Annotated in this window: 6 protein-coding genes; 5 read left to right on the top strand and 1 reads right to left on the bottom strand. The window is 41.4% G+C overall.

Features of this window, described 5'->3' with window-relative positions:
* Positions 1-2 precede the first annotated feature (2 nt).
* Positions 3-1,829 carry a cation:proton antiporter gene (locus tag L6773_RS02510; RefSeq protein WP_237852271.1) on the bottom strand — a complete coding sequence of 609 codons (1,827 nt, stop codon included), beginning with the start codon at positions 1,827-1,829 and terminating at the stop codon, positions 3-5.
* Positions 1,830-2,016: 187 nt separating this feature from the next.
* On the opposite strand from L6773_RS02510, the gene L6773_RS02515 reads away from it, so the two are divergent.
* From L6773_RS02515 to L6773_RS21665, 5 genes are all read left to right on the top strand, one after another.
* A complete protein-coding gene (locus L6773_RS02515) occupies positions 2,017-2,250 on the top strand; it encodes a hypothetical protein (RefSeq protein WP_237852272.1) in 234 nt (77 codons plus the stop codon).
* 126 nt (positions 2,251-2,376) lie between these two features.
* The gene (locus tag L6773_RS21660; RefSeq protein WP_237852273.1) at positions 2,377-4,491 is read left to right on the top strand and encodes an amino acid permease; all 2,115 of its coding nucleotides are present in this window, start codon (positions 2,377-2,379) and stop codon (positions 4,489-4,491) included.
* A gap of 426 nt (positions 4,492-4,917) precedes the next feature.
* Positions 4,918-7,395: a cation:proton antiporter domain-containing protein gene (locus L6773_RS02525; protein ID WP_237852274.1), complete on the top strand. Its 2,478-nt coding sequence runs from the start codon at positions 4,918-4,920 to the stop codon at positions 7,393-7,395.
* Between the two features lie 279 nt (positions 7,396-7,674).
* Positions 7,675-9,786, top strand: coding sequence for an amino acid permease (locus L6773_RS02530; protein WP_237852275.1), 2,112 nt, complete (start codon positions 7,675-7,677; stop codon positions 9,784-9,786).
* A 216-nt stretch (positions 9,787-10,002) separates the two neighbouring features.
* The gene (locus tag L6773_RS21665; RefSeq protein WP_237852276.1) at positions 10,003-12,102 is read left to right on the top strand and encodes an amino acid permease; all 2,100 of its coding nucleotides are present in this window, start codon (positions 10,003-10,005) and stop codon (positions 12,100-12,102) included.
* Positions 12,103-12,196: the final 94 nt, after the last annotated feature.

Raw genomic sequence — 12,196 nt, forward strand, 5'->3', positions numbered from 1 at the left:
AATTAAGATGTTAGGTTACCGGATCCGTTGGTTATTTTCGATCGAATATATATCAATTTATCACCTTTCGTGGGATTATTAGGGTAGTCGATCGTAAAAGGATGCAATTCATCATTCGACGTAATATGAAAGAGTGGAATTTTTCTTCCATCTTCATCATCTGCATTTTTAAAATCTTCAAATGTATAATCAGCTGTTAGTTCAACGGTCTGCAGATCATCTTCAGAACGGATTCGATTGGATAAATATTGGTAATTGAAGTCACGGTTGAAAAGAATTCGGCCGCTCAGATGGTCAGATACTTCTTCCTCATCTTCGTTGTGTTTATTGTTACCCGGAATTTGAAAAACATTAGATCGCCCCAGAATATCACTAAATCGAAGTGTAGCCAGTGAGTTGACTTCATCATTTGGAGTGAATGCCACCATTTTGCCGATACCGTCCAGGTTGATATCATCCAACACAAATTCAGATAAAACATTCCCGTGAAATGCATCTAAACCTTTGGATTTTGCCTGGGATGCATTGTTTCGGTTAGAATCGGCCATCAAAACTTTGATCCCTTCATCTTTCAGTTTTTTTGCGATTGAAATCGACCAATCCTTCGCGCCGAGAATAAGAAGCCCGTTGGGTACGGGTTTGGCAACACCCAATTTTCGCGCAACCCAGGCGGCCGGAAGTCCATAAATTGCCACGGTACAAATTATGACAATAAATACGATAGGTACCAATTGGTTTGCCTGTTCAAACCCACTTTGGGTCAGGCTGATGGCAAAAATTGAGGAGATTGATGCCGCGACAACTCCTCTCGGTGCCATCCATGAGAGAAACAGTTTCTCTTTCCAGTTGATATTTGAAAACAAGCTTGATGCATAAACGGATAATGGGCGGGCGACCAAAATGATAATCCCCAGGAAAGCCAGAACCTTCCAGTTGAGGTTAGCCATCAATTCAGACAATTCAACCCGGGCGGCTAAAAGGATAAACAGCGCGGACAGCAAAAGCACTCTCAGGTTCTCTTTGAATTCAATGATGTGATGAATGTAAGCAGCTTTCTGATTGGCAAGTACAATCCCCATCAGTGTGGTAGCCCACAAACCTGATTCATGTTGAAACTCGTTTGAAACAGTAAATACCAACACGACAATCATCAGGCTGACCGGGTTTTGCAGAAAATCGGGCAGCATATGTTTCTTCAGGATAATATAGATAATTCCCGCCCCTGCAAGACCACATAGTGTTCCGAGAAAAATGGTTTTCACCACACTCATTAAAATGGCACTGGTGGCTGCAGTTACACCGGTTGTTAAGATTACTTCAAAAACAAGTACAGCGAGCATGGCACCGATGGGATCAATCACAATTCCTTCCCATTTTAAAATCGACCCGACCTGTCCAGAAGGCCGAACCTGTCTTAACAATGGAATGATGACTGTGGGGCCTGTAACAACCAGGATTGCACCCAGCAGAATAGAGAGTTCCACACCGAAATCTAATATCAGGTAGGATGAGAGTGATATCACAACCCAGGTGATGAGCACCCCGATACTGACAAGATTTCCAATGACTCCGCCGGAATCTTTAAGTTCAGAAAATCGAAGGCTCAGGCCACCCTCAAAAAGAATAATGGCAACGGATACAGATATGAAAGGAGTGAACAGATCACCCATCAATGCATCCGGATTAAGCAGGCCAAACACAGGCCCGGCAAGAATTCCAGCTATAAGCAGAAGGAGAATAGCAGGAAGTTTAAATCGCCAGGCGATCCATTGTGCACCAATTCCAAAAACAAAAATACTTGTTATGGAAATAAGAAAATGTTCAGCCATAGGTGCTCTTAAAAGATTACTCTCTCATGGAGAGTTCAGCTCAATAAATAAAAATAAGAATGATAAGATGGGTAACCTACCTCTAATTCCCAAAGTGATAAATATCAGGCAGCAGTAAGGAACCAAAGACGTTTGACATATATTTATTATTATAAAGAAGCTGAATTTGGCTGAAATCAAAAGTTCTATGGAAAAACGACTTCGAAGTACCGTGATTACTGAGTCTTTGTGGCTGCTCGGACTTTTAGTGTTAGCCGCAGTTGTTGAATATAGTATCATTGAAATTTTTGATCTTCATCCAGTGTTGAATGTAAAAATTCAGGGATTTATAGGACTTCTGCTTATTGGATATTCAATTAGGATGGCCGCCAGGCTTTGGAAGTCATTTAAAGCGCAGGAACTTGACAATACCGATAAATGAATGTGATGAGATGAAGGGAATAAATCTAAACCAATCTTTTTAAAAACCGTCGTTTTCAAGTCTTGTTAAAACGTAACAAGACATCAATTCTCTATTAGCAAAGCAACTACTTTAACATATTTACCTGTGCCGGAAAAATCCAAGAAGTTACATAAACAGCTCGGAGCATTCGACGTTTTTTCAATTGCAACCGGTGCTATGTTTAGCTCTGGTCTCTTTTTGCTGCCCGGTATTGCTGCGGGAGAGACGGGCCCTTCAGTATTTCTCGCCTACCTGGTGTCTGGTTTATTAGTGATACCAACCATGCTCAGCAAAGCTGAACTGGCTACTGCTTTCCCGCGGGCAGGTGGTACTTATTATATCATCGACCGTGCTCTTGGCCCGATGATGGGCAGTATCGGTGGTTTCGGCTCCTGGTTCTCACTGGTCTTCAAAAGTGCATTTGCGTTAATTGGAATGGGTGCCTACATCTCTATCTTTTTTGATGTACCAATCACACCCATTGCTATAATTCTAACGCTAACGTTTGGGGCACTGAATATTTTTGGTGCAAAAGAAACCAGCAGGCTGCAAAATATTTTGGTGATTATATTGCTTGCCATTATGGCATTTTACCTGGTTCAGGGATTCTCACATCTGTTTTCAATAGGTATTCTCGATGTGCATCGCGAACAATTTACACCCTTCTTCACAAATGGATTTCAGGGCTTTTTTGGGACGGTGGGGATGGTGTTTGTCTCGTACGCGGGACTTACTAAAGTGGTTAGCATGGCCGAGGAGGTTGAGGAACCCGACCGCAATATTCCACGCGGAATGTTCATATCTATTTTTGTGGCCATTTTTGTGTACGTATCGGGCGTTTATTTGATGACAAGCGTACTTGATCCCACGGCATTCCGGGAAGATTTGACACCGGTTGCAACTGCGGGTGATGTATTTCTCACCTGGCTTCCCGGTGATAGCGGTTTGATATTAGTAGTTATTGCAGCCATCTCTGCATTTGCTTCCACAGGAAATGCGGGAATCATGTCGGCTTCGAGGTTTCCGCTGGCAATGTCTCGCGATAAACTGGTTCACCCGATCTTTTCAAAAATAGGAAGATTTAGCACTCCAACCATTTCTGTTATTGTAACAACCGGCATGATGTTGTTGTTACTGCTCGTATTTAATGTTGATGAGGTTGCAAAGCTTGCCAGTTCATTCAAACTGTTGCTATTCGGGCTGTTAAATCTCGCAGTAATTGTGATGCGCGAGAGCAAAATCCAGGAATATGATCCGGGATATCAATCCTCATTCTATCCCTGGATGCAGATTCTGGGCATGCTCACCTCGGGAGTCCTGATTTTCGAAATGGGTACGGTTTCTATTGTTTTTACGGTAGTAGTGACGGTTCTGTCCGTAATTTGGTACTACTATTATGCCTACGGAAAAATTGATCGGCAGGGAGCTATCTATCATGTGCATGAACGGCTCGGCCAACACAAAGATGGCGGATTGGAACGGGAGATGCGCAGAATTCTGCAGGAAAAAGGACTGAAGGAAGAAGATCCCTATGAGTTGGTGATAAGCCGTGCCGATATCTGGGATCTGGAAGACCGGGATACTGGGTACTCAGAAATTTTAGACAAAGCCTGCCAAAATTTATCATCTAAACTGGCGGTAAGCCGTGAAGATCTTTTTGAAGCGTTTAACAAAATGGATGAGTTCGGCATGATACCGATCGGAAATGGGGCTTCACTGAATCACACCCGACTGGATATGGACATCAACCCGGAGATGTTTATTGTGAGAATCAGGGAGGGACTACAGCCTCAATCCGGCCAATCTTTCTCTGATGAAGATGGCGGCGGACAGGATCTGCATGCTTTCTTTTTCTTGGTGAGTTCTGAGAAGAAAGCCACGCAACACCTTCGTTTCCTGGCCCATATTGCTGAAATGATCGATAAGGAGGATTTTCTTGAAAAATGGATTAATGCAAGAGACGAAGGTGAACTTCGAAAATTACTCTTGCGTGATGAGCGTTTTATTACAGTCAGAGTCCGTTCCGGGAACAGGTCCTCTCAATTGATCGGAAAGAAAATATCAGAAATTGACCTGCCCGGTGAAAGCCTGATTACCATTATCAAACGACGCGGTGGAATCGTTATTCCCCGTGGCTATACAGAGATCATGGAGAACGATGAGCTGTTTATCATCGGTGAGATAAAAGATATCGAGGGACTAAAGGAATTGAAGAATTAAACCCGGAAACAATGTAAACAAACCGGTTGCTATTCAACCGGTATTCAAGCTTCTGTAGATTAATTAAAATCTAAAAGATTGGAACTGTTTCCGTTGTTAATTAATTTTTTAGGATTCGCAGTGCAGGTAGTTGATCATAAAACTGTCTCATTATTTTCGCTAAATCACGTTGTATAAATTCAGTCGTGAGATAATGTAGATCACAAAGTAATTCATTTTGATGGAACTGAAGGAAACGGACTCAACTAAACACAAGAATCCTTTTGCTTAGGATTTAATAAGTCGTATTCTTAATTGTAAATCCAACAAGTTAGTCATTCATCTTGAGGTTAAATTTTTTGAAATCCCGGGGGATTGTCAAAATTATCAATGGTTCAATTCTGAAGACCGTTTTTAAAAATTTAGGGACCAGAGCACATTTGGAACATGAATGAAACACTAAATTTTACACTTCCTTTTTCAAATCCGGTGATGATTTTTGCATTGGTAATGCTGATCATCCTTTTGGCACCCATTTTAGTAAGAAAAATCAAAGTTCCCGGACTGGTAGGTATTATTTTAGCGGGTACTATCGTGGGGCCAAGTATCCTCGGTTTGCTGGAAAGAGACAGCACCATTGAACTCTTAGGTACTGTTGGGTTGCTCTACCTGATGTTTATGGCCGGCCTTTCGATTGATCTTAACCGGTTTGAAAAGTTGAGAAATCAAAGTATCGGGTTTGGTACTATTTCTTACATTTTTCCGGCTGTTGGTGCTTATTTCGCCGGTATTCATCTTCTGAATTACTCCGTTGAAAGCTCGTTGCTGCTGGGTGCTATTGTAGGTTCACATACTCTGCTTGCATACCCGATTATTGAACGGCTGGGTATTACTAAGAATACGGCTGTTACCATGTCGATGGGTGGGACGCTGGTTACGGATACGCTCTCTTTAGGGATTTTAGCTGTGATTGCCGGTACAGTTGGGGAGAACCAGGGGGCGGGTTACTGGACCGCTTTTGCAATTTCAATAGGTGTTTTTCTTACTGCTGCTATTATAATATTACCACGCCTTGGCCGATGGTTCTTCAGAAATATGAAGCATGATACCTATGTAGATTTTGTATTTATGATGGCAGTTCTATTCTCCACGGCATTTCTTGCCGAACTGGCAGGTTTAGCGTCTATTATCGGGGCATTCATTGCCGGGCTGCTTTTGAACCGGCTGGTGCCTATGAGTGGTACGCTGATGAACCGCATCCAGTTTGTGGGGAATTCCATGTTCATTCCCTTCTTCCTTATTTCTGTAGGTATGCTGGTAGATGTGCAGGTACTGGCAAGTCTTGAAGTTTGGTTGATTGCAATTTTATTTACCGCGTTAGTTTTTGTTGGAAAAGGAGTTTCTTCATTAATTGTAAAGTTGATTAAGGGATTTTCGAATGCAGAAGGATATGTGATATTCGGTTTAACCACACCCCAATCTGCAGCTACTTTGGCAGTTACACTTTTGGGATTTGACCTCGGATTTTTTAATCATACTGCCGTAAACGCTGTAGTCATTTTAATTCTTATCACTTGTTTGGTTGGGCCGTGGCTGGTGGAAAAATATGGCCGTGATGTTGCCATCCAGGAGGAAAAGAAACCGTATGAACCGTCAGAGTCTCCACAGCGAATTTTGGTTCCACTTGCCAACCCCGAAACATCAGATACGTTGATGGATATTGCATTTATGATACGTGATGAAAAATCGGCTCAGCCCGTATTTCCACTTACGGTGGCCAGGGATGGAAAAGATGTTGAGGCACAAGTTGCGAAAGGAGAAAAAATGTTGAGCCATGCCGTTATTCATGCTGCTGCTGCCGAAGTACCGGTAAATCCCGTTACCACGGTAGATTATAACATTGCAAATGGCATTGCCAGGGCGGTGAGTGAGAATCTTGGATCTGTAGTCATTATCGGATGGAATGGAACAACCTCGACCAAAAGCCGGATATTTGGCAGTATTCTGGATCAACTCCTGCTGGAGATCGATGAAATGGTAATGGTTTCCAGGATATCAAAACCGATAAGCACGCATACTCGAATACTAATTGCTGTTCCTCCATTTGCCTCAACTGAAAGTGGATTTTCAGGGGCAATTCGGTCTTTAAAACTGATGGCCGAACAAACGGGTGATCAACTTGTATTTGTGATGACCAGCGAACGAAAAGAGTACGTTCAGAAAAGAATTGAAAAAGTAAAACCTAACTTGGAAACAGAGTTTCAAACCATTGAAAAATGGTCGGATCTGCCGTCTTGGCTGGACAAGACCGTCCACGATGATGATATATTCGTTTTAATAAGTGCAAGGGAGGGTTCACTCTCCTGGCGTCCGGCACTGGACCGCTTACCGCGTGTTGTAGCTCAGATATATCCCGAACTGAGCTTTATTACGGTTTATCCATCTGAAGCTGAAACAGATTCCGGCGGACTCAGTCAGGGTATGAATCTGAAACTGCTCGATCAGGACAGAATCTACCTGACCGATACCGGTGAGAATATTGAGCAAGTGCTTATTGAAATGCTGAAAACAGAAGTGAGTGTCGATAAAAAAGATATTGAACAGCTTGTTTTTAAACTGTTAAATAGCTCGAGAGATTATTCGCCAGAATTAATGTCGGGGGTTGTACTATATGACGCACATACTTCATTAGTGAGTAAACAAATGTTGATAAAGGGAATTGTAAGAAACGGATTTCAAGTACCCAAAACAGCCAGTAAAGCACATGTTGTTTTACTGCTTCTGAGTCCGAAAGAAATGAGAGTCCGCGATCATCTAAAAGGGGTTAATACAGTTGCACGGCTAATTCGTCCCGGGGAGAGCCTTGAAAGACTGAAAAATGTCGATACAAAAGATGAGATTTACAGTATCTTATTTAAACAATAGCAATGCGGCCCGCCTGAGATAGACGATCAACGTATCAAATATGTATGAGTTAATTCTAATCCGGATTCTATCGGAAAAACAAATTTTTAATGAATGAGGATATTGAAGATATTGTTGATTCCTTTTTACAGCACCCGATTATTTATTCATCCTGTATGCTAGCATATGTATAGAATGAATTTTGTTCTAACAAAACAGACGATATGTTAGTGTTTTTGATTTGCACTAAATAGTAATAAGAACAAGAATTAACTACATTCGAAGAAGAACAACTACTCAATGAAGCATAAGAAGCTTAAGAAAGAACTGGGTCTGTGGGATGTTTTTTCGATTAGTACCGGAGCCATGTTTAGTTCTGGATTCTTTCTTCTTCCGGGTATTGCAGCTGCCGAAACAGGCCCCTCTGTATTCCTTGCATATCTATTTGCAGGTATTTTAGTACTCCCGACCATGTTTAGTGTTTCGGAACTTGCAACTGCAATGCCCAAATCTGGAGGAACTTATTACTTTATAGATCGCAGCCTCGGGCCCATGATGGGAACTATCGGCGGGATAGGTTCATGGTTTGCCCTTGTATTAAAGAGTGCTTTTGCCCTGATAGGTATGGGCGCTTATATTGGCATTTTTTATGATCTGCCAATCACGTTTGTTGCCATAGTATTAACGATTTTGTTCGGAATCATAAATGTGATTGGTGCAAAAGAGACCACTTTTTTGCAAAAAATTTTAGTAGCCTCTTTACTGGTAATTATGTTTTTCTACATTCTTCAAGGGGTTTTTGCAATCGCCTCTCTCGACTTTTTTGAGATAACCAAAACACAGTTTCAGCCCTTTTTTATCGGGGGAGTAAATGGTATGCTCGCAACGATCGGTATGGTTTTTGTTTCATATGCTGGCTTAACGAAGGTTACAAGTGTAGCAGAGGAAGTTAAAAATCCAGACAGAAATATCCCCCTGGCAATGATATTATCTCTAATCGTTGCCGTATTTGTCTATGTAGTTGGAGTATACATTATGGTTACGTTATCGGATCCGGTTCAATTTCGCTCCGACCTAACTCCAGTGGCTACAGTCGGTCAAATTTTCATGAATTGGCTACCCGGTTCTACTGGATTGGTATTGATAGTTATTGCAGCAATTGCAGCGTTTGCATCTACCGGTAATGCGGGAATTATGTCTGCCTCACGTTATCCGATGGCGATGGCTCGAGACAAATTGATAGATAAGAACTATTCAGCAGTTCATGCAAGATTCGGCACTCCCACAGTCTCGATAATGGTAACTGTGTTAATGATGATTTTTATACTCCTGGTATTTGATGTGGAGTCGGTTGCTAAACTTGCCAGTGCTTTTCAGTTACTTCTTTTTGGACTCTTAAATCTTGCCGTTATTGTTATGCGGGAAAGTAAGATCGAGGGGTACGATCCCGGTTTCAAATCGCCCTTTTATCCTTGGTTTCATATAGCGGGCATGATTATTTCGACTCTTTTGATTCTTGAGATGGGTCTGATTTCTATTCTATTTACCAGCCTGATCGCTATTTTCAGTATAGGTTGGTATTTCTATTATGCCTATAACAAAGTGGAGAGAGAAGGAGCTATTTATCATGTACATGCACGGTTAGGTGAACGCAGATATCACGGCCTGGAACATGAAATGAGAACCATTCTGAGGGAGAAAGGCTTACGCGAAGAAGATCCGTACGAGAAGGTGATTGGACGAGCGGTAGTCTTTGATTTTAGTCAAAGAATGCGATTTGAAGAAGTAACAGATATGGTTACCCAAGAACTCTCAGACAGGGTTAACTTCTCTAAGGAAGAATTGAGTAAAAGGTTTTTAAAAAACCTTGAAGAAGGCATTATTACTGTATCTCAGACAGCTGCTCTCAAACACATTAGGGTGGATAAGGACATTGAAACCGAGATAGCATTGGTAAGGTGTAAAGAAGGGTTCCAAATTGACAAATCGTATCTGGAAGACAATGAATCTGTTGAGGGGAATAAAATTTATTGCCTTATCTATTTAATCAGTTCTACGAAGAATTCGGGCCAACATCTGCGAATACTTGCCCACCTTGCTGAAATGATTGATAACACAAATTTCACTGAAAGATTTCTTAACGCACAAGATATATCTGATATTCGGGAGATCCTTCTGCGTGACGAACACTTCATAAACATAACTTTAAAACAAGATTCCGAATCTAAAAGGATTATTGGAAAACAAATAAAAGAACTGGAAGATTTTCTCCCCGGAAAGAGCCTTATTACAATGGTAAAACGAAACGATGAGCTCATTTTCCCACATGGTGATACGGTGCTCCAGGAGAATGATATTCTTTCAATAATCGGTGAGAAAGGAGATATCGAGGAGTTAAAATCATTTCTTTAATTAAACTGTGAAATTGACCGGAAAAAATCCCGCCTTTAATTTTCACTCTGATTCCCTTAAAGCTTTTGATAGCTTAAATTTATTAACAGTTAGAGACTTAAAATCTTCCATTATTTCAGTCCCCGGGAAGATCAACAACAGATTACAAACTCATTGATGTGGCAGTGATGCCGATTTATCAATGAATAATTTAAAAATTGAATTAACTACATATTTGTGCCTGAACCACTCAATAAACTAGATAAACAACTCGGTGCTTTTGACGTATTTTCGATAGCAACTGGTGCAATGTTCAGTTCCGGCTTCTTCCTTTTACCTGGACTGGCAGCAGCCCAAACGGGCCCCTCAGTAATTCTGGCTTATTTTGCAGCCGGGATTTTAATATTGCCTGCCATGTTTAGCGTAGCTGAACTATCTACGGCAATGCCCAGGGCAGGAGGTGCGTATTATTTCATTGATAGAAGTTTAGGCCCATTGTTTGGGACGGTAGGAGGAATTGGGTCATGGTTAGCACTCATTTTTAAAAGTGCATTTGCACTAATCGGAATGGGAGCATACATAGGTATTTTTATTGATCTGCCCATTACGCCAGTTGCGATAGTTCTTACAATAGTATTTGGTTTCACCAACATCGTGGGTGCTAAGGAAAGTAGTTGGCTTCAAAATGTGTTAGTATCAGTTCTTATAAGTATCCTTCTATTCTATGTATTTCAGGGGAGTTTTGCGGTTTTTAACCTGGATTTTTTTGAAATTATTCGGAGTGAATTTAGTCCATTTTTTCAGTTTGGTGCGCAGGGATTTTTTGCAACGATTGGTTTTGTATTTGTATCGTATGCAGGTTTGACGAAAGTAGCAAGTGTATCAGAGGAAGTGCGGGACCCAGACCGAAATATCCCGTTAGGCATGATGCTTTCTTTGGCAACTGCAACATTTATCTATGTTGTTGGAGTGTTTATTATGGTAATGCTGCTGGATCCTGAAGCCCTTCACTCAGATTTGACACCCGTGGCTACTGCCGGTGAAGTGTTTATGAACTGGTTGCCAGGAGAGCTTGGATTGATACTTATCGTTGTGGCAGCGATTGCAGCATTTGCATCTACTGCGAATGCAGGAATTATGTCGGCTGCAAGATATCCGTTGGCGATGGCGCGAGATCAACTTATTCCAAAATATTTTTCTGAACTGGGTCGTTTCGGTACACCCACCCTTGCAACATTGGCAACAGTCGGTGCTATGATTGTGCTCATACTACTATTCAATGTAGAATCGGTTGCAAAGCTTGCCAGTGCATTTCAACTTCTACTTTTCGGGATTTTGAATGTATCTGTAATTGTCATGAGGGAGAGCGAAATTGAAGGGTATGACCCCGGTTTTAAATCCCCCTGGTATCCATATATGCAGGTTGCAGGAATTTTCGTTTCCGGGTTCCTGATTGCAGAAATGGGGTTTTTATCTATCTTATTTACGCTTGTTATAGCCACTATTAGTGTGATATGGTACTTCAGTTACGCACAGGAGAAAGTGAAACGGCAGGGGGCCATATATCACGTTCATGCGCGGCTTGGACAGTATCAATATGAAGGGCTTGAGAGAGAAATGCGGGGTATCATGCGTGAAAAAGGGTTGCGGAAAGAGGATCCGTATGAAAAAGCCATCAGCCGGTCTCTTGTGTTTGATATTGAAGATGAGGTAGTGCTCGAATCCGTTACAGATATGGTTTGTGCAATGATGGCTGAGAGAGCAAATACTAAAAAAGCACACCTGGTTAAGATGTTTTCAAAGGATCCAAGTGAAAATGTTATATCTGTAGGCCATTCAACCGCTCTAAAGCATGTACGGATTGAGAACGATATGGATACTGAGGTTGCTCTCGTCCGTCTAAAAAATGGTTTAAAAACAACTTCAAATTCCGGCGATGAAGAGAAGTTCCATTGTTTGATTTATCTTGCAAGTTCGATTAACAAATCGGGTCAGCATCTACGAATCCTTGCTCACCTAGCAGAGATGATAGATAATATTGACTTTGAGGAGCGCTGGTTAAATGCGAGCGATATTGCCGAACTTCGGGAAATCCTTCTCCGGGATGAACGATTTATCAGCATCACGGTGAAGAAAGGTTCTAAAACTGAAGAGATTATCGGGAAACAGATAAAGGAGTTGGATGAGATGCTTCCAGGAGAAAGCTTGATAACAATGGTGAAAAGGGAAGGTGATCTAATATTTCCTCATGGAGATACAATACTCCAGGCTGGTGATGAACTTTCAATCATTGGCGAAAAGAAAGATATAGATGAGGTTAAAAAGCGCAGTGAATAAAAATAAACCTGGAACTGCTAAGGCGTAGAGAAAGTAATTGTAAAGAGTTTCTTCATCATCAGAAATGTTTTACCCAAAACTCCTCACTTGAAAG

The organism is Rhodohalobacter sulfatireducens, from assembly GCF_022012475.1.
GTDB classification, from domain to species: Bacteria; Bacteroidota; Rhodothermia; order Balneolales; family Balneolaceae; genus Rhodohalobacter; species Rhodohalobacter sulfatireducens.

Excerpts from the sequence above, each read along its gene's own strand:
- L6773_RS02525 (WP_237852274.1), top strand. The coding sequence starts at position 4,918 with ATGAATGAAACACTAAATTTTACACTTCCTTTTTCAAATCCGGTGATG.
- L6773_RS02510 (WP_237852271.1), bottom strand. The coding sequence starts at position 1,829 with ATGGCTGAACATTTTCTTATTTCCATAACAAGTATTTTTGTTTTTGGA.
- L6773_RS02530 (WP_237852275.1), top strand. The coding sequence starts at position 7,675 with ATGAAGCATAAGAAGCTTAAGAAAGAACTGGGTCTGTGGGATGTTTTT.
- L6773_RS02515 (WP_237852272.1), top strand. The coding sequence starts at position 2,017 with ATGGAAAAACGACTTCGAAGTACCGTGATTACTGAGTCTTTGTGGCTG.